Raw genomic sequence first — 16,850 nt, 5'->3', positions numbered from 1 at the left:
CGCCCCCCGAGGGGGACGGGCCCGTTCACCAGCCTTCGGAACGCGATCAGGCGTCCTTGGACTCCTCGGCCGGGGCCTCGGTGGTCTCCTCGGCCTTGGCGGCCTCGTCGGCCTCCTTGACGGCGCGCTTGGTGGCGGCCTCGGCCTCGGCGACGGTCGCCTTCTTCGCGATCTCGCCCTCGACCAGCTCGATCACGGCCATCGGGGCGTTGTCGCCACGACGGTTGCCGACCTTGGTGATGCGGGTGTAGCCACCCGGACGCTCGGCGTAACGCGGAGCGATCTCGGTGAAGAGCGTGTGGACGACGCCCTTGTCCGTGATGGTCTGCAGCACCAGGCGACGGTTGTGGATGTCGCCCTTCTTCGCCTTGGTGATCAGGCGCTCGGCGACCGGACGCAGGCGGCGGGCCTTGGCCTCGGTCGTGGTGATGCGGCCGTGCTCGAAGAGCGACTTCGCCAGGTTGGCGAGAAGCAGCTTCTCGTGCGCGGCGCTGCCGCCCAGACGGGCTCCCTTGGTGGGACGCGGCATGGTGTTTCTCCTCGTCTCTGCACCGGCCGTGTCAGGTACCGGTGTCAGTTACCGACGGGCGACCGCCCGCCGGAAGTCCATACGGTGGTCCGGGGCCACGCGGGCCCCGGACCACCGGGTACTGCTTAGTACTGCTCGGTCTCGACGAAGCCCGCGTCCGCGTCGTCGTCGGCGCCGAAGGCGTCCGCCGCGGCGGTCGGGTCGAATCCGGGCGGGCTGTCCTTGAGGGCCAGGCCCATGCCGGCCAGCTTCGCCTTGACCTCGTCGATCGACTTCGCACCAAAGTTGCGGATGTCGAGCAGGTCGGCCTCGGAGCGGGCGACGAGCTCACCCACGGAGTGGATGCCCTCACGCTTGAGGCAGTTGTACGACCGAACGGTGAGCTCGAGCTCCTCGATCGGCAGCGCCAGGTCGGCGGCGAGGGCGGCGTCCGTGGGGGACGGGCCCATGTCGATGCCCTCGGCGTCGATGTTGAGCTCGCGGGCCAGGCCGAACAGCTCGACCAGGGTCTTGCCTGCGGACGCCATGGCGTCGCGCGGGCGCATGGCCTGCTTGGTCTCGACGTCGACGATCAGCTTGTCGAAGTCGGTGCGCTGCTCGACTCGGGTCGCCTCGACCTTGTAGGTGACCTTGAGCACGGGGCTGTAGATGGAGTCGACCGGGATACGGCCGATCTCCTGGCCCACCTGCTTGTTCTGCACGGCGGAGACGTAGCCGCGACCGCGCTCGACGGTCAGCTCCATCTCCAGCTTGCCCTTGCCGTTGAGCGTGGCGAGGACCAGGTCGGGGTTGTGCACCTCGACACCGGCCGGCGGCGCGATGTCGGCGGCGGTGACCAGACCCGGGCCCTGCTTGCGCAGGTACATCACGACCGGCTCGTCGTGCTCCGAGGAGACGACCAGCTGCTTGATGTTGAGGATGAGGTCGGTGACGTCCTCCTTGACGCCCGGCACGGTGGTGAACTCGTGCAGGACACCGTCGATACGGATGGACGTGACAGCCGCACCCGGGATCGAGGAGAGGAGCGTACGACGCAGGGAGTTGCCGAGCGTGTAGCCGAAGCCCGGCTCCAGGGGCTCGATGACGAACCGCGAGCGGTACTCGTCGACAACCTCTTCGGTCAGCGAGGGACGCTGAGCGATCAGCATGGTGTGAATCCTTCAGTCATGGACACCCACTATTTGATGTCCTGAGACACCGGGCGGAGCCCGATGGTGTTACGTGCAAGGGTACGGGCGGTACGCCCCCGAAGAGCCGTACCGCCCGAAAGTCCTGCTCAAGCAGCCCGTGCGTCAGACGCGGCGGCGCTTGGGGGGACGGCAGCCGTTGTGCGGCGTGGGGGTGACGTCCTGGATCGAGCCGACCTCGAGGCCGGTGGCCTGGAGGGAGCGGATCGCGGTCTCACGGCCGGAGCCGGGACCCTTGACGAAGACGTCGACCTTGCGCATGCCGTGCTCCTGCGCGCGGCGGGCGGCCGACTCGGCGGCCATCTGCGCGGCGAAGGGGGTGGACTTGCGCGAGCCCTTGAAGCCGACGTGGCCGGCGGAGGCCCAGGAGATCACGTTGCCGGACGGGTCCGTGATCGAAACGATGGTGTTGTTGAACGTGCTCTTGATGTGCGCGTGGCCGTGAGCGACGTTCTTCTTTTCCTTGCGGCGCACCTTCTTGGCAGCGCCCTGACGACCCTTGGGGGGCATCTCTTACTCCTACAGGGAGGTGGTCGGTCCTACAGCGCAAGACCGCTGGAAAGCGTGTCCGCTGAGGACTACTTCTTGCCCGGCTTCTTCTTGCCGGCGATCGCGCGACGCGGGCCCTTGCGGGTACGGGCGTTCGTGCTGGTGCGCTGACCGTGCACCGGCAGGCCACGACGGTGGCGGATGCCCTGGTAGCACTGGATCTCGATCTTGCGGCGGATGTCGCCCTGGATCTCGCGGCGGAGGTCACCCTCGGTACGGAGGTTGGCGTCCACGTACTCGCGGATCTTGACGAGGTCCTCTTCGGCCAGGTCACGAACGCGGGTGTTCGGGTTCACGCCGGTGGAGGCGAGGATCTCCTTGGACCGGGTGCGCCCGATACCGAAGACGTAGGTGAGTGCGATCTCCACGCGCTTTTCGCGCGGGATGTCGACACCGGAAACGCGTGCCATTCAATGGCTCCTGTGTGTTCGGGGGTCTTCAGCAAAGCCGGTCCCGACTGCCGTATGAGGTACAGATCGGGTCCCCGGCCCCCGCCGGAGGTGTCGTCAGCCGTGGAACACGGCCCGACGGGCTCTGCGTATGTACGTAATTGCTTGCGTCGCGCGAATGAACTGCGAGGTGCAGGTCGGCGTGCGTCAGCCCTGGCGCTGCTTGTGGCGCAGGTTGTCGCAGATGACCATGACCCGGCCGTGACGGCGGATCACCTTGCACTTGTCGCAGATCTTCTTGACGCTCGGCTTGACCTTCATGGGATGTGAGGTTCTCCGGGTCAGTGCCACCACCCCGCCGGAGCGGATGCTCCGCCGCGGGTGCGACAAGATCTACTTGTAGCGGTAGACGATCCGGCCACGCGTCAGGTCGTACGGAGAGAGCTCCACGACGACCCGGTCATCCGGGAGGATTCGGATGTAGTGCATCCGCATCTTGCCGCTGATGTGCGCGAGGACCTTGTGACCGTTCTGGAGCTCCACCTTGAACATGGCGTTCGGGAGGGACTCGATCACGGTGCCCTCGATTTCGATGGCACCTTGCTTCTTGGCCACGCTTCGCCTTTCGAATCGGCTACCTTGATCGACTCCCGCATCCGTATGCGGACACACGGGTACACGAGAGCCGACGCATCAGTCTACGTCAGGGCTCTGGAAAAGACGAATCCGAGAAGTTTGCCCAGCGTAGAAGATCCTTAAGCGAGGGCTATGCCAGGGGGTCCGGGGCGGCCGTGACGCCCAGCTCGGCGAGCTTCGCCTTGCCTCCGTCGACCGCCGTCAGGACCAGCGGGCCCTCTTCCGTCAGGGCCACCGAGTGCTCCCAGTGCGAGGACCAGGTGCCGTCGGTGGTGATGACGGTCCAGTCGTCCTCCAGCACCTCGGTGCGGGGCGTGCCCAGGGAGACCATCGGCTCGATCGCCAGGCAGAAGCCGGGTACGAGCTTGGGGCCCTTGCCGCGCTTGCGCGCGACGTAGTTCAGCAGGTGCGGGTCCATGTGCATCTCGGTGCCGATGCCGTGGCCGCCGTAGTCCTCGATGATTCCGTACTTGCCGCCGCCGGGCTTCGGCTGGCGGCGGATGTAGGTCTCGATGGCGCGGGAGATGTCGACGAGCCGGTTGCCGTTCTTCATCGCGGCGATGCCGGCCCACATCGACTCCTCGGTCACCCGGGACAGCTCGATGAGCTCCGGGGCGTGGCCGTCGCCCACGAACGCGGTGTACGCGGCGTCGCCGTGCCAGCCGTCGACGATCGCGCCGCAGTCGATGGAGATGACGTCGCCGTCCTTGAGGACGGTCTTCTCGTCCGGGATGCCGTGGACGACGACCTCGTTGACCGAGGTGCAGATGGTGGCGGGGAAACCGCCGTACCCGAGGAAGTTCGACTTCGCGCCGTGGTCGGCGATCACCTTGCGGGCGACCTCGTCCAGGTCCCGGGTGGTGGCGCCGGGCACCGCGGCCTCACGGGTCGCCGCGTGGATGGCGGCGACGACCAGTCCCGCCTCGCGCATCTTCGCGATCTGCTCGGGGGTCTTGATCTGCACCATTGCGGCGGGCGCCTTTCCATCGGGGTTTGTGCGTGGGACACATCAACGATACGGCCGCGGCGCCCCTGGGGGGCACCGCGGCCGTATCCGTACAGCTGGGGAGACCTAGGCGGCCTTGTCACCGCGCAGGGCCTCCATGGCCCGTGCCGTGACCTCGTCCACCTTGCCGAGCGCGGTGATCGTGACGACCAGGCCCTGGGCCTTGTAGTAGTCGATGATCGGCTCGGTCTGCGTGTGGTAGACCTCCAGGCGCTTGCGGACGGTCTCCTCGGAGTCGTCGTCGCGCTGGTACAGCTCGCCGCCGCAGGCGTCGCAGACACCCTCGGTCTTCGGCGCCGAGTACGTGACGTGGAAGACGTGGGCGCTGTCGTTACGGCAGATGCGGCGGCCCGCGATCCGCTTCACGACCTCGTCCTCGGGGACCTCGAGGTCCAGCACCGCGTCGAGCTTCATGGACTCGGACTCGAGCATGGCGTCGAGCGCCTCGGCCTGGGCGACGTTGCGCGGGAAGCCGTCGAGCAGGAAGCCGTTCACGGCGTCCGGCTGCTCCATGCGGTCCTTGGCCATCCCGATGGTGACCTCGTCGGGGACCAGCTCGCCGGCGTCCATGTACGACTTGGCCTTGAGGCCCAGCTCCGTGCCCTGACTGATGTTGGCGCGGAACAGGTCACCCGTGGAGATGTGCGGGATGGCCAGGTTCTTGGCAAGGTACGCAGCCTGCGTACCCTTGCCGGCCCCGGGCGGTCCGACGAGGACGATTCGCATCAGCGGAGGAACCCTTCGTAATTGCGCTGCTGGAGCTGGCTCTCGATCTGCTTCACGGTCTCCAGGCCCACACCCACGATGATGAGAATGCTCGTCCCACCGAACGGGAAGTTGGCGTTCGCGCCACCGAAGCCTGCCAACGCCATCGTCGGCACAAGAGCGATCAGACCCAGATACAGCGAGCCCGGCCAAGTGATCCGGTTGAGCACGTAGCTCAGGTACTCAGCAGTAGGTCGACCAGCCCGGATACCCGGGATGAAGCCACCATACTTCTTCATGTTGTCGGCGACTTCCTCGGGGTTGAACGAGATCGCCACATAGAAGAAGGCGAAGAACACGATCAGGAGGAAGTACGTGGCGATGTAGTAGGGGTGGTCACCCTTGACGAAGTGGGCTTCGATCCAGGTCTTCCAGCCCGCGGTCGAGCTGGAGAACTGCGCGATCAAGGCCGGGATGTAGAGCAGCGACGAGGCGAAGATGACGGGAATCACACCCGCCTGGTTCACCTTGAGCGGGATGTACGTGGACGTTCCGCCGTAGGACCTGCGGCCGATCATGCGCTTCGCGTACTGCACGGGGATCCGGCGCTGGGCCTGCTCGACGAAGACGACGAGGCCGACCATCGCGAAGCCGACGAGGATCACGGTGCCGAACTCGATCCAGCCGTCGGCCAGGTCACCCTCGACCTTGATCTTCCACAGGGCGCCCGGGAAGCCGGCGGCGATCGAGATGAACATCAGGATCGACATGCCGTTGCCGATGCCGCGGTCGGTGATGAGCTCACCGAGCCACATGACGACGGCCGTTCCGGCGGTCATCGTGATGACCATGGTCGCGGTGATGAAGATCGACTGGTCGGGCACGACCTGGTCGGCGACGGTGCAGCCGCTGAACAGCGCGCCGGTGCGGGCGGTCGCCACGAGACCGGTGCCCTGGAGGATCGCCAGCGCGACCGTCAGATAGCGCGTGTACTGCGTGATCTTGGCCTGGCCGGACTGGCCCTCCTTCTTGAGGGCTTCCAGTCGCGGGATCACCACCGTGAGCAGCTGCAGGATGATGCTCGCCGTGATGTACGGCATGATGCCGAGCGCGAAGATGGTGATCTGCAGCAGCGCCCCGCCACTGAACATGTTGACCAGGCCGAACAGGGAGTTGTTGCCCTGGCTCGCCTGGTCGACACACTGCTGGACGGCCTGGTAACTGACACCGGGTACGGGGATGTGGGCCCCGAGCCGGTACAGCACGATGATGCCGAGCGTGAAGAGCAGCTTCTTGCGCAGGTCGGGCGTCTTGAACGCCCGGGCGAACGCGGTGAGCACGGTGCCTCCTGCGACCCCCGCGTTACGCGCGTGAGGGTGACGGTTTGTATGTGAGCAGGTACAGAACACGGCAGCCGCACGCCAGAAGCGCAGACTGCCGGGGAAGCTAACAGGCGCTACCATACCCGCCCCCACAGCCAGCGGGAAACGTCTCACAGGGCCGTCAACGCCGCAGCGACCACTGCCGACCCTCCGGTTTCCGGACATCCGACTTTCGTGCGGTGCGCATACCGGCCAAGAGACGCGATGACATGGCACCTCGCCCCCAGAAGACTGTTCGAGCGGTTCCGGACCGACCGGCAGGGAACCGCTCGTCGCGACTCATCACCGCTCCGGGGGAACCACCTCGTGAAGACGTCACTCACCGTCGCGAGCGCCGCCTCGGCCCAGACCACTTCCGGTCGTGGCCGTAACTGTCGGTGTCGACGCCGCGGGGAGCGCCGCTGACGCGGGCGGGGCCAAGGCGTCCGTGTCCCGTACCGAGTTCACCGAGGCGGCGCCGTCGGGGGCCCTCCCGGCGGTGACGGGCGACCGGAAGGCGGAGATGTTCGCCGAGCACCCGGACGACGCGGTGAGCGCGCTCCGCTTCGTCATCACGGTCGACGGAAGAGTGGCGGAGGAACGCCTCTGGCGGTGCCTCAAGGCCCGGGGTCTCGCCTCGGTCGCGGCCTGAACCGCCGCACAGCCACACGGCCGTACCGCGTACGGCACACAAAGAAGCCTGGCCGGCTCCCCACGAAGGGGAGCCGGCCAGGCTCAGTGCTGTCGAACCGGGCTCAGACGAGCTCGGTGACGGAGCCGCCGGCGGCGGCAATCTTCTCCTTGGCGGAGCCGGAGACGGCGTCGACCGTCACCTGCAGCGCCACGGAGATCTCGCCGGTGCCGAGCACCTTGACGAGCTGGTTCTTACGAACCGCACCCTTGGCGACCAGGTCGGCCACCGTGACCTCGCCACCCTGCGGGTAGAGCGCGGCCAGCTTGTCCAGGTTGACGACCTGGTACTCGGTGCGGAACGGGTTCTTGAAGCCCTTCAGCTTCGGAAGACGCATGTGGAGGGGCATCTGGCCACCCTCGAAGCGCTCCGGAACCTGGTAACGGGCCTTCGTACCCTTGGTACCACGACCAGCGGTCTTACCCTTGGACGCCTCACCACGACCCACACGGGTCTTGGCGGTCTTGGCGCCCGGGGCAGGACGGAGGTTGTGGGCCTTCAGCGGGTTGTTCTCCGCCATGTCAGTCAACCTCCTCAACCGTCACGAGGTGGCGGACGGTGTGCACCATGCCGCGGAACTCGGGGCGGTCCTCCTTGACAACCACGTCGTTGACCTTCTTCAGGCCAAGCGAACGCAGGGTGTCGCGGTGGTTCTGCTTGCTACCGATGTACGACTTCGTCTGCGTGATCTTGAGGCGAGCCATCAGACACCCGCCCCGGCACGCGCACGAAGCAGAGCCGCGGGAGCGACGTCCTCGAGGGGCAGACCACGGCGAGCCGCGATCTCCTCGGGACGCTGCAGGCCCTTGAGGGCCGCCACGGTCGCGTGCACGATGTTGATCGCGTTGTCGGAGCCCAGGGACTTCGACAGGATGTCGTGAACGCCGGCGCACTCGAGCACGGCACGCACCGGGCCACCGGCGATAACACCGGTACCGGGGGAAGCCGGCTTGAGCAGGACGACGCCCGCGGCCTTCTCACCCTGGATCGGGTGCGGGATGGTGCCCTGGATACGGGGGACCTTGAAGAAGTGCTTCTTGGCCTCCTCAACACCCTTGGCGATGGCGGCCGGCACCTCCTTGGCCTTGCCGTAACCGACACCCACGGTGCCGTCACCGTCGCCCACCACGACCAGCGCGGTGAAGCTGAAGCGACGACCACCCTTCACAACCTTGGCGACACGGTTGATCGCGACAACGCGCTCAACGTAAGCGGTCTTCTCGGCGGCAGCTGCGCCGCCGTCACGGCCCTTCCGGTCCCGCCGCTCGCCGCCACCGGCACCGCTACCGCGGCGCTGGGGTCCAGCCATTGGAATACCTCTCTCTGTTACGTCCGTTAGTCCCGGAACCGGGGCTTAGAACTTCAGCCCGGCTTCGCGGGCGGCGTCAGCCAGAGCGGCAATGCGCCCGGCGTACCTGTTGCCACCACGGTCGAACACGACAGTCTCGACACCGGCGGCCTTGGCGCGCTCGGCGACCAGGGCGCCGACCTGCTTGGCCTGCGCGGACTTGTCGCCCTCGCCACCGCGGATCGACGCGTCCAGGTTCGACGCCGACGCAAGGGTGTGACCCTTGAGGTCGTCGATGACCTGAGCGGTGATACCGCGGTTGGAACGCGTCACGACGAGGCGCGGACGCTCCGCCGTACCCGACACGTTCTTGCGGATGCGCATGTGGCGACGTGCCTTGGCAGCGCGCTTGTAAGCGTCGCCCTTGGCGATCTTCACACCGTATGCCATGGCTTACTTACCAGCCTTTCCGACCTTGCGGCGGATGACCTCACCCGCGTACTTCACGCCCTTGGCCTTGTACGGGTCGGGCTTGCGAAGCTTGCGGATGTTCGCGGCGACCTCGCCGACCTTCTGCTTGTCGATGCCCTCGACCGAGAACTTGGTCGGCGACTCGACCTTGAAGGAGATGCCCTCGGGGGCCTCCACCAGGATCGGGTGGCTGTAGCCGAGCTGGAACTCCAGGTTGGAGCCCTTCGCGGCGACGCGGTAACCGACACCGCTGATCTCGAGCGCCTTCGTGTACCCCTGGGTCACACCGGTGATCATGTTGGCCACCAGCGTGCGGGACAGGCCGTGGAGGGCCTTGTTCTGACGCTCGTCGTTCGGACGAGTGACGTTCAGAACGCCGTCCTCACCCTTAACGATCTCGATCGGCGCGGCGACGGTGTGCGTGAGGGAGCCCTTGGAACCCTTCACGGTGACCGTACGGCCATCGATGGTGACGTCCACACCGGCGGGAACCTGGATGGGGAGCTTGCCAATACGCGACATTAGCTATTCCTCCGTTCCCGACTACCAGACGTAGGCGAGGACTTCCCCACCCACGCCCTTCTTCTGCGCCTGCTGGCCGGTCAGGAGACCGTGGGACGTGGAGATGATCGCCACGCCCAGGCCGCCGAGGACCTTCGGCAGGTTGGTGGACTTCGCGTAAACCCGCAGACCGGGCTTCGAGATCCGCTTGATGCCCGCGATGGAGCGCTCACGGTTCGGACCGAACTTCAGCTCGAGGACGAGGTTCTTGCCGACCTCGGCGTCCTCGACCTTCCAGCCGGTGATGAAGCCCTCCTGCTGGAGGATTTCCGCGATGTGGGACTTGATCTTGCTGTGCGGCATCGACACGGAGTCGTGGTATGCCGAGTTCGCGTTCCGCAGACGCGTAAGCATGTCTGCGATCGGATCAGTCATGGTCATGAATTGGCCTTCGGCCTCTCTCGCCGGGGTTTCCTGTATGCGCCATCCCTCTCCCCGCTCAGAGGCGGGACGGGTGCGGTGCGGGGACCTACGGCGTAGTAAGTCGGTCAGGGCGGCGGACGCCCAACCCCACAAGCCTACGGCATGTGGAGAAGGGCACCCGCCGACCGGATGCTTACCGAGAGCCCGGTATCAACCCAAGTGGGTTGTTACCAGGAGCTCTTGGTCACGCCCGGCAGCTCGCCACGGTGAGCCATCTCACGAAGGCACACGCGGCACAGGCCGAACTTGCGGTACACGGAGTGGGGGCGGCCGCAGCGCTGGCAGCGCGTGTACGCACGCACACCGAACTTGGGCTTGCGGGCAGCCTTCGCGATGAGAGCCTTCTTCGCCATCTCGCTTACGCCTCCTTGAACGGGAAGCCGAGGTGACGGAGAAGGGCACGGCCCTCGTCGTCGTTGGTCGCCGTGGTCACCACGGTGATGTCCATACCCCGGACGCGGTCGATCTTGTCCTGGTCGATCTCGTGGAACATGACCTGCTCCGTGAGACCGAAGGTGTAGTTGCCACGGCCGTCGAACTGCTTGGGGGACAGGCCGCGGAAGTCGCGGATGCGCGGCAGCGCGAGCGACAGGGTGCGGTCCAGGAACTCCCACATGCGGTCGCCACGGAGCGTGACGTGGGCACCGATCGGCTGACCCTCACGCAGCTTGAACTGCGCGATGGACTTGCGGGCCTTGGTGACGGCCGGCTTCTGACCGGTGATCGTGGTGAGGTCGCGGATGGCGCCCTCGATCAGCTTGGAGTCGCGGGCGGCGTCGCCCACACCCATGTTGACCACGATCTTGACGAGGCCGGGAACCTGCATGACGTTCTCGTAGGAGAACTCCTCACGCAGCTTGCCCGCGATCTCCTCGCGGTACTTCGTCTTCAGACGCGGAGTGGTGGTGGTAGCCATCAGATGTCCTCACCCGTCCGCTTGGCAACGCGGATCTTGTTGCCTTCGTCGTCGAAGCGGTAACCGACGCGCGTGACGACCTTGTTGCCGTCCTTCTCCACGACGAGCTGAACGTTGCTCACGTGGATCGGGGCCTCGGTGGTCACGATGCCACCGGTCTGCGAACCGCGAGCGGTCTGACCGGCCTTGGTGTGCTTCTTGACCCGGTTGACACCCTCGACCAGGACACGGTCCTCGCGGGGGAAGGCCGCGATGACCTTGCCCTGCTTGCCCTTGTCCTTACCGGTGATGACCTGGACCAGGTCGCCCTTCTTGATCTTCATGCTTACAGCACCTCCGGCGCGAGCGAGATGATCTTCATGAACTTCTTCTCGCGCAGCTCACGGCCCACGGGGCCGAAGATACGGGTGCCGCGAGGGTCGCCGTCGTTCTTCAGAATGACGGCGGCGTTCTCGTCGAAGCGGATGTACGAGCCGTCCTGGCGGCGGCGCTCCTTGACGGTGCGAACGATGACCGCCTTGACGACGTCACCCTTCTTCACGTTGCCACCGGGGATCGCGTCCTTGACGGTGGCGACGATGACGTCACCGATGCCCGCGTAGCGGCGACCGGAGCCACCGAGAACACGGATGCAAAGGATCTCCTTGGCACCAGTGTTGTCGGCGACACGCAGTCGCGACTCCTGCTGGATCACGTCTATCTCCTGTTTGTCTGCCGGTTCCCGGCCGGGGCTGATTGCTCAGCCCCGGCCGAGCCTGGCGGAACTGACCCGAGGGAAACCCCTCGAGTAATTACTTGGCCTTCTCGAGGATCTCGACGACGCGCCACCGCTTGGTGGCGGACAGCGGCCGGGTCTCCATCAGGAGGACGCGGTCGCCGACGCCGGCAGCGTTCTGCTCGTCGTGCGCCTTGAGCTTGTTCGTACGGCGGATGACCTTGCCGTACAGGGCGTGCTTCACGCGGTCCTCGACGGCGACGACGACGGTCTTGTCCATCTTGTCGCTGACGACCAGACCCTCACGGGTCTTGCGGAAACCGCGCTCGTTCGTCTCAGTCACATTCTTCTCGCTCATCAGGCGCTCTCCACCGTCTCGATGCCCAGCTCACGCTCGCGCATCAGGGTGTAGATCCGGGCGATGTCCTTACGGACGGACTTGAGCCGACCGTGGTTCTCGAGCTGCCCGGTCGCCGCCTGGAAGCGGAGGTTGAACAGCTCTTCCTTGGCCTCGCGAAGCTTGGCGACAAGCTCCTCGTTGCCCAGCTCGCGCAGCTCGGACGCCTTGGTACCGGCGGTCATCACAGCTCACCTGCTTCGCGCTTAACGATCTTGCACTTCATCGGCAGCTTGTGGGCCGCACGGGTCAGGGCCTCGCGCGCGATCTTCTCGTTCGGGTAGGACAGCTCGAACATCACCCGACCCGGCTTGACGTTCGCGATCCACCACTCGGGAGAACCCTTACCGGAACCCATGCGGGTCTCGGCAGGCTTCTTGGTGAGCGGACGGTCCGGGTAGATGTTGATCCAGACCTTGCCGCCACGCTTGATGTGGCGGGTCATCGCGATACGAGCGGCCTCGATCTGGCGGTTCGTCACGTACGCCGGGGTCAGCGCCTGGATGCCGTACTCGCCGAACGCAACCTGCGTGCCACCCTTGGACATACCGCTGCGCTTCGGGTGGTGCTGCTTGCGGTGCTTGACCCTACGGGGGATCAGCATTTCGGTCAGGCCTCCGTTCCGGTGCTCTCAGCCGGAGCGGCGGCAGCGGCCTCGGCCTTGGGGGCCTCGGCAGCAGCAGCCTGCTGCGGCTTACGACCGCGACCGCCACGCTCGCCACCGCGGCCACCGCGGCCGGCCGGACGGTCAGCGCCGCCACGGGCCGGGCGGTTGCCCGCACGGGCAGCAGCGTTCTCGGCGCGGACCTCGGCGATGTTCTTGACGTCGCCCTTGTAGATCCAGACCTTCACGCCGATGCGGCCGAAGGTGGTCTTGGCCTCGAAGAAGCCGTACTCGACGTTCGCGCGCAGCGTGTGCAGCGGCACACGACCCTCGCGGTAGAACTCCGAGCGGGACATCTCGGCGCCGCCGAGACGGCCGCCACACTGGATCTTGATGCCCTTGGCGCCGGCCTTCATGGCGGACTGCATGCTCTTACGCATGGCCCGACGGAAGGAGACGCGGGAGGACAGCTGCTCGGCAACGGCCTGGGCCACGAGCTGAGCGTCGACCTCGGGGTTCTTGACCTCGAGGATGTTCAGCTGGACCTGCTTGCCGGTGAGCTTCTCGAGGTCGCCGCGGATGCGGTCGGCCTCGGCGCCACGGCGGCCGATGACGATGCCGGGACGCGCGGTGTGGATGTCCACCCGCACGCGGTCACGGGTGCGCTCGATCTCAACCTTCGAGATGCCGGCGCGCTCCATGCCGGACGTCATCATCCGACGGATGGCGACGTCTTCCTTGACGTAGTCCTTGTACAGCTTGTCGGCGTACCAGCGGGACTTGAAGTCCGTGGTGATACCGAGTCGGAACCCGTGCGGGTTTACCTTCTGGCCCATTACCGGGTTCCTTCCTTGCTGCTGACGACCACGGTGATGTGGCTGGTCCGCTTGCGGATCCGGTAGGCACGGCCCTGAGCACGCGGTCGGAACCGCTTCAGGGTCGGGCCCTCGTCCACGTACGCCTCGCTGATGAACAGCGACGAAGCGTCCGTGTGGTCGTAGTTGTGCGCGGCGTTGGCAATGGCGCTGTCCAGCACCTTGCCGACCGGCACGCTCGCGGCCTGCGGGGCGAAACGCAGGACCGCCTGAGCCTCCGTGGCGTCCATGCCACGGATGAGGTCCACCACGCGGCGGGCCTTCATGGGCGTGACGCGGATGTACCGCGCCTGGGCCCTGGCTTCCATGGTTGTCCCTTCGGTGTAAGTCATAGTCGTTCCACCCCGCGGTTAGCGGCGCTTCGACTTCCGGTCGTCCTTGACGTGGCCGCGGAAGGTGCGAGTCGGCGAGAACTCGCCGAGCTTGTGGCCGACCATCGACTCGGTGACGAACACCGGGATGTGGGTCTTGCCGTTGTGCACCGCGATCGTGTGGCCGAGCATGGCCGGGATGATCATCGAGCGACGGGACCAGGTCTTGATGACGTTCTTGGTGCCGGCTTCGTTCTGGGCGTCCACCTTCTTTACGAGGTGGTCGTCGACGAAGGGCCCCTTCTTGAGACTGCGCGGCATCTAAACCCGCTCCTAGCGCTTCTTGTTCGTCTTGCGGCGGCGGACGATGTACTTGTTGCTCGCCTTCTTGGGAGAACGAGTACGACCCTCCTTCTGACCCCACGGGGAGACCGGGTGGCGACCACCGGAGGTCTTGCCCTCACCACCACCGTGCGGGTGGTCAACCGGGTTCATCGCCACACCGCGAACGGTCGGGCGAACGCCCAGCCAGCGCTTACGGCCGGCCTTGCCCCAGTTGATGTTCGACTGCTCGGCGTTGCCGACCTCGCCGATGGTGGCGCGGCAGCGGACGTCGACCAGGCGGATCTCGCCGGACGGCATACGCAGGTGGGCCATCTGGCCCTCCTTGGCGAGCAGCTGCACGGAGGCACCCGCGGAACGGGCGAACTTCGCGCCACCGCCGGGACGGAGCTCGATCGCGTGGATCGTGGTACCGACCGGGATGTTGCGCAGCGCCAGGTTGTTGCCGGGCTTGATGTCGGCCGTGGGGCCGTTCTCGACCCGGTCACCCTGCGACAGGCCACGCGGGGCGATGATGTAGCGCTTCTCGCCGTCCACGTAGTGGAGCAGCGCGATGCGCGCGGTGCGGTTCGGGTCGTACTCGATGTGAGCGACCTTGGCCGGCACGCCGTCCTTGTCGTGACGACGGAAGTCGATCACGCGGTAGGCACGCTTGTGGCCACCGCCCTGGTGACGGACGGTCACACGACCGGTGTTGTTACGGCCGCCCTTGCTGTGCAGGGGGCGGACCAGCGACTTCTCCGGCGTGGACCGCGTGATCTCGACGAAGTCGGCGACGGAGGAGCCACGGCGGCCCGGCGTCGTCGGCTTGTACTTGCGGATTCCCATTTCTCAGTCCTCGTCCGATTCCGGACGACTCGACCGCCGTCAGGCGGTCGGGCCGCCGAAGATGTCGATACGGTTGCCCTCAGCAAGGGTCACGATGGCGCGCTTGGTGTTGGCGCGCTTGCCGAAACCGGTGCGGGTGCGCTTGCGCTTGCCCTGACGGTTGATCGTGTTGACCCCGGTGACCTTGACCGAGAAGACCGCCTCGACGGCCTGCTTGATCTGGGTCTTGTTGGCGCCGGGCGCGACGATGAACGTGTACTTGTTCTCGTCCAGCAGGGCGTAGCTCTTCTCCGAGACAACCGGCTTGACGAGAATGTCGCGCGGGTCCGAGAAGGTCTTGCTGGTGACGACGGCCTCAGTCATCAGGCGTCGCTCCCTTCGGTCTCAGCGGTCTGGGGGCCAGACACGAAGGACTCGAGGGCGGCCTTGGTGAAGACCACGTCGTCGGAGACGATCACGTCGTACGTGTTCAGCTGGCCCGGCTCCAGGATGTGAACCTGGGGCAGGTTGCGGGCGGAGAGCCACGCGGCCTCGTCGGAGCGCTCGGCGACCAGGAGCAGGTTCTTGCGCTCCGAGATCTTGCCGAACAGCGTCTTCGCAGCCTTGGTGGAGATCGCGCCCTCGACCACGCCGGTGACGACGTGGATGCGGGAGTGACGCGCCCGGTCCGAGAGGGCACCGCGCAGGGCGGCGGCCTTCATCTTCTTCGGGGTGCGCTGCGAGTAGTCACGCGGCACGGGGCCGTGGACGACGCCACCACCGGCGAACTGCGGGGCGCGGGTCGAACCCTGACGGGCGCGGCCGGTGCCCTTCTGGCGGTAAGGCTTCTTGCCACCACCGCGGACTTCGCCACGGGTCTTGGTCTTGTGCGTGCCCTGGCGGGCAGCGGCCAGCTGGGCGACGACGACCTGGTGGATCAGCGGAACGCTGGTCTTCGCGTCGAAGATCTCCGCGGGGAGCTCGACGGTCCCGGCCTTGTCGCCTGCCGGCGAAAGGATGTCAATGGTGCTCATCGGTTACCTCAGGCCCCCTTGGCCGCGGTACGGACCAGGACGAGGCCGCCGTTCGGACCGGGGACCGCGCCCTTGATGAGCAGCAGACCCTTCTCCGCGTCAACGGCGTGGACGGTCAGGTTCTGGGTGGTGACCCGCTCGTTGCCCATGCGGCCCGCCATGCGGAGGCCCTTGAACACGCGGCCCGGGGTGGCGCAGCCACCGATGGAACCGGGCGAGCGGTGCTTGCGCTGGGTGCCGTGTCCGGCGCCCAGGCCACGGAAGTTGTGGCGCTTCATGACACCGGCGAAGCCCTTGCCCTTGCTCTTGCCGGTGACGTCGACCTTGACGCCCGCCTCGAAGACCTCAGCGGTGATCTCCTGGCCGAGGGTGTACTCGGAGGCGTCAGCGGTGCGGAGCTCCACCAGGTGGCGGCGCGGGGTGACGTCGGCCTTGGCGAAGTGGCCCTTGAGGGGCTTGTTCACCTTGCGCGGGTCGATCTCGCCGAAGGCGATCTGGACCGACTCGTAGCCGTCGATGTCGTTCGTGCGGACCTGGGTGACGACATTGGGCCCAGCCTTGACGACGGTCACCGGGACAACCCGGTTGTTCTCGTCCCAGACCTGGGTCATGCCGAGCTTCTCGCCCAGGATGCCCTTGATGTTCTTAGCCATCTCGCGCGTCACCTCAGAGCTTGATCTCGATGTCGACGCCCGCCGGCAGGTCGAGACGCATGAGCGAGTCAACCGTCTTCGGCGTGGGGTCGAGGATGTCGATGAGGCGCTTGTGCGTGCGCATCTCGAAGTGCTCGCGCGAGTCCTTGTACTTGTGCGGCGACTTGATGACGCAGTACACGTTCTTCTCAGTGGGCAGCGGCACCGGGCCCGCGACCGACGCACCAGTGCGGGTCACCGTCTCGACGATCTTCTTCGCCGAGGAGTCGATGACCTCGTGGTCGTAGGCCTTGAGCCGGATGCGGATCTTCTGTCCCGCCATGGCTACTCAGTAGTCCTGTCTCTCGTAACGCTCTGGAACCCGATCGGCTGTGCGATGACACTGCCTTCCTCCGACCCA

At 66.3% G+C, this 16,850-nt stretch carries 31 protein-coding genes; 1 reads left to right on the top strand and 30 read right to left on the bottom strand.

The features are described 5' to 3' along the window. Positions 1-46 precede the first annotated feature (46 nt). The 9 genes from rplQ to secY all read right to left on the bottom strand — a co-directional run bounded on the left by rplQ (position 47) and on the right by secY (position 6,341). A complete protein-coding gene (rplQ, locus tag IEZ01_RS13565) occupies positions 47-529 on the bottom strand; it encodes a 50S ribosomal protein L17 (RefSeq protein ID WP_019888772.1) in 483 nt (160 codons plus the stop codon). A gap of 125 nt (positions 530-654) precedes the next feature. After that, the gene (locus IEZ01_RS13560) at positions 655-1,677 is read right to left on the bottom strand and encodes a DNA-directed RNA polymerase subunit alpha (RefSeq protein ID WP_003956430.1); all 1,023 of its coding nucleotides are present in this window, start codon (positions 1,675-1,677) and stop codon (positions 655-657) included. A gap of 144 nt (positions 1,678-1,821) precedes the next feature. After that, positions 1,822-2,226: a 30S ribosomal protein S11 gene (rpsK, locus tag IEZ01_RS13555; protein WP_003956432.1), complete on the bottom strand. Its 405-nt coding sequence runs from the start codon at positions 2,224-2,226 to the stop codon at positions 1,822-1,824. 68 nt (positions 2,227-2,294) lie between these two features. Further along, a complete protein-coding gene (gene rpsM, locus IEZ01_RS13550; RefSeq protein WP_007265919.1) occupies positions 2,295-2,675 on the bottom strand; it encodes a 30S ribosomal protein S13 in 381 nt (126 codons plus the stop codon). A 186-nt stretch (positions 2,676-2,861) separates the two neighbouring features. Continuing rightward, on the bottom strand, positions 2,862-2,975 hold the full coding sequence (gene rpmJ / locus IEZ01_RS13545; protein WP_003956441.1) for a 50S ribosomal protein L36: 114 nt from the start codon (positions 2,973-2,975) through the stop codon (positions 2,862-2,864). A gap of 72 nt (positions 2,976-3,047) precedes the next feature. Then, positions 3,048-3,269, bottom strand: coding sequence for a translation initiation factor IF-1 (infA, locus tag IEZ01_RS13540; protein ID WP_003956442.1), 222 nt, complete (start codon positions 3,267-3,269; stop codon positions 3,048-3,050). 151 nt (positions 3,270-3,420) lie between these two features. Further along, the gene (gene map, locus IEZ01_RS13535; RefSeq protein WP_019888771.1) at positions 3,421-4,257 is read right to left on the bottom strand and encodes a type I methionyl aminopeptidase; all 837 of its coding nucleotides are present in this window, start codon (positions 4,255-4,257) and stop codon (positions 3,421-3,423) included. A 105-nt stretch (positions 4,258-4,362) separates the two neighbouring features. After that, positions 4,363-5,022, bottom strand: coding sequence for an adenylate kinase (locus IEZ01_RS13530; RefSeq protein ID WP_019888770.1), 660 nt, complete (start codon positions 5,020-5,022; stop codon positions 4,363-4,365). Then, entirely contained in the window at positions 5,022-6,341 is a 1,320-nt protein-coding gene (secY, locus tag IEZ01_RS13525; RefSeq protein WP_019888769.1) for a preprotein translocase subunit SecY, read from the bottom strand. The genes IEZ01_RS13530 and secY overlap by 1 nt, the downstream gene beginning before the upstream one ends. A gap of 403 nt (positions 6,342-6,744) precedes the next feature. Between secY and IEZ01_RS13520 the strand changes: the two genes are divergently transcribed. After that, a complete protein-coding gene (locus IEZ01_RS13520; protein ID WP_189201828.1) occupies positions 6,745-7,014 on the top strand; it encodes a hypothetical protein in 270 nt (89 codons plus the stop codon). Positions 7,015-7,117: 103 nt separating this feature from the next. Here the strand turns inward: IEZ01_RS13520 and rplO are convergent, their stop codons facing one another. From rplO to rpsJ, 21 genes are all read right to left on the bottom strand, one after another. Further along, a complete protein-coding gene (gene rplO, locus IEZ01_RS13515) occupies positions 7,118-7,573 on the bottom strand; it encodes a 50S ribosomal protein L15 (protein WP_019888767.1) in 456 nt (151 codons plus the stop codon). A gap of 1 nt (position 7,574) precedes the next feature. After that, a complete protein-coding gene (gene rpmD / locus IEZ01_RS13510) occupies positions 7,575-7,757 on the bottom strand; it encodes a 50S ribosomal protein L30 (protein WP_017949649.1) in 183 nt (60 codons plus the stop codon). After that, positions 7,757-8,362, bottom strand: coding sequence for a 30S ribosomal protein S5 (gene rpsE, locus IEZ01_RS13505; RefSeq protein ID WP_019888766.1), 606 nt, complete (start codon positions 8,360-8,362; stop codon positions 7,757-7,759). Before rpsE ends, rpmD begins: the two co-directional genes overlap by 1 nt. A gap of 45 nt (positions 8,363-8,407) precedes the next feature. After that, positions 8,408-8,791, bottom strand: a complete 384-nt coding sequence (gene rplR / locus IEZ01_RS13500) for a 50S ribosomal protein L18 (RefSeq protein WP_019888765.1) — start codon at positions 8,789-8,791, stop codon at positions 8,408-8,410. 3 nt (positions 8,792-8,794) lie between these two features. Further along, positions 8,795-9,334 (bottom strand): 50S ribosomal protein L6, encoded by a 540-nt coding sequence (gene rplF, locus IEZ01_RS13495; protein WP_019888764.1) that lies wholly within the window; start codon positions 9,332-9,334, stop codon positions 8,795-8,797. Positions 9,335-9,355: 21 nt separating this feature from the next. After that, on the bottom strand, positions 9,356-9,754 hold the full coding sequence (gene rpsH / locus IEZ01_RS13490) for a 30S ribosomal protein S8 (RefSeq protein ID WP_019888762.1): 399 nt from the start codon (positions 9,752-9,754) through the stop codon (positions 9,356-9,358). Positions 9,755-9,963: 209 nt separating this feature from the next. Continuing rightward, on the bottom strand, positions 9,964-10,149 hold the full coding sequence (locus tag IEZ01_RS13485; protein WP_003956452.1) for a type Z 30S ribosomal protein S14: 186 nt from the start codon (positions 10,147-10,149) through the stop codon (positions 9,964-9,966). A gap of 5 nt (positions 10,150-10,154) precedes the next feature. Further along, positions 10,155-10,712 carry a 50S ribosomal protein L5 gene (gene rplE, locus IEZ01_RS13480; protein WP_019888759.1) on the bottom strand — a complete coding sequence of 186 codons (558 nt, stop codon included), beginning with the start codon at positions 10,710-10,712 and terminating at the stop codon, positions 10,155-10,157. Then, a complete protein-coding gene (rplX, locus tag IEZ01_RS13475) occupies positions 10,712-11,035 on the bottom strand; it encodes a 50S ribosomal protein L24 (protein ID WP_019888758.1) in 324 nt (107 codons plus the stop codon). The genes rplE and rplX overlap by 1 nt, the downstream gene beginning before the upstream one ends. A gap of 2 nt (positions 11,036-11,037) precedes the next feature. After that, positions 11,038-11,406: a 50S ribosomal protein L14 gene (rplN, locus tag IEZ01_RS13470; protein ID WP_003956455.1), complete on the bottom strand. Its 369-nt coding sequence runs from the start codon at positions 11,404-11,406 to the stop codon at positions 11,038-11,040. A gap of 97 nt (positions 11,407-11,503) precedes the next feature. Beyond that, positions 11,504-11,785, bottom strand: a complete 282-nt coding sequence (gene rpsQ / locus IEZ01_RS13465; RefSeq protein ID WP_019888756.1) for a 30S ribosomal protein S17 — start codon at positions 11,783-11,785, stop codon at positions 11,504-11,506. Continuing rightward, on the bottom strand, positions 11,785-12,009 hold the full coding sequence (rpmC, locus tag IEZ01_RS13460) for a 50S ribosomal protein L29 (protein WP_028797851.1): 225 nt from the start codon (positions 12,007-12,009) through the stop codon (positions 11,785-11,787). The genes rpsQ and rpmC overlap by 1 nt, the downstream gene beginning before the upstream one ends. Further along, on the bottom strand, positions 12,009-12,428 hold the full coding sequence (rplP, locus tag IEZ01_RS13455) for a 50S ribosomal protein L16 (RefSeq protein WP_015035580.1): 420 nt from the start codon (positions 12,426-12,428) through the stop codon (positions 12,009-12,011). The genes rpmC and rplP overlap by 1 nt, the downstream gene beginning before the upstream one ends. A gap of 5 nt (positions 12,429-12,433) precedes the next feature. Then, positions 12,434-13,264, bottom strand: a complete 831-nt coding sequence (gene rpsC, locus IEZ01_RS13450; RefSeq protein ID WP_019888753.1) for a 30S ribosomal protein S3 — start codon at positions 13,262-13,264, stop codon at positions 12,434-12,436. Continuing rightward, positions 13,264-13,611, bottom strand: a complete 348-nt coding sequence (gene rplV, locus IEZ01_RS13445; RefSeq protein ID WP_009327087.1) for a 50S ribosomal protein L22 — start codon at positions 13,609-13,611, stop codon at positions 13,264-13,266. The genes rpsC and rplV overlap by 1 nt, the downstream gene beginning before the upstream one ends. Before the next feature lie 42 nt (positions 13,612-13,653). After that, a complete protein-coding gene (rpsS, locus tag IEZ01_RS13440) occupies positions 13,654-13,935 on the bottom strand; it encodes a 30S ribosomal protein S19 (RefSeq protein ID WP_019888752.1) in 282 nt (93 codons plus the stop codon). A 12-nt stretch (positions 13,936-13,947) separates the two neighbouring features. Further along, a complete protein-coding gene (gene rplB, locus IEZ01_RS13435; RefSeq protein ID WP_019888751.1) occupies positions 13,948-14,784 on the bottom strand; it encodes a 50S ribosomal protein L2 in 837 nt (278 codons plus the stop codon). Positions 14,785-14,823: 39 nt separating this feature from the next. Further along, positions 14,824-15,147, bottom strand: a complete 324-nt coding sequence (rplW, locus tag IEZ01_RS13430; RefSeq protein ID WP_019888749.1) for a 50S ribosomal protein L23 — start codon at positions 15,145-15,147, stop codon at positions 14,824-14,826. Further along, a complete protein-coding gene (gene rplD / locus IEZ01_RS13425; RefSeq protein ID WP_019888747.1) occupies positions 15,147-15,797 on the bottom strand; it encodes a 50S ribosomal protein L4 in 651 nt (216 codons plus the stop codon). The genes rplW and rplD overlap by 1 nt, the downstream gene beginning before the upstream one ends. A gap of 8 nt (positions 15,798-15,805) precedes the next feature. Beyond that, positions 15,806-16,450 (bottom strand): 50S ribosomal protein L3, encoded by a 645-nt coding sequence (rplC, locus tag IEZ01_RS13420; protein ID WP_019888746.1) that lies wholly within the window; start codon positions 16,448-16,450, stop codon positions 15,806-15,808. Between the two features lie 13 nt (positions 16,451-16,463). Next, positions 16,464-16,772, bottom strand: coding sequence for a 30S ribosomal protein S10 (gene rpsJ, locus IEZ01_RS13415; protein WP_003948644.1), 309 nt, complete (start codon positions 16,770-16,772; stop codon positions 16,464-16,466). Positions 16,773-16,850 lie beyond the last annotated feature (78 nt).

This window comes from Streptomyces purpureus, from assembly GCF_014648195.1.
Classification (GTDB): domain Bacteria; phylum Actinomycetota; class Actinomycetes; order Streptomycetales; family Streptomycetaceae; genus Streptomyces; species Streptomyces purpureus.
Note: the sequence above shows the minus strand (reverse complement) of the source record. Positions and strands in the feature narration are given on the sequence as shown.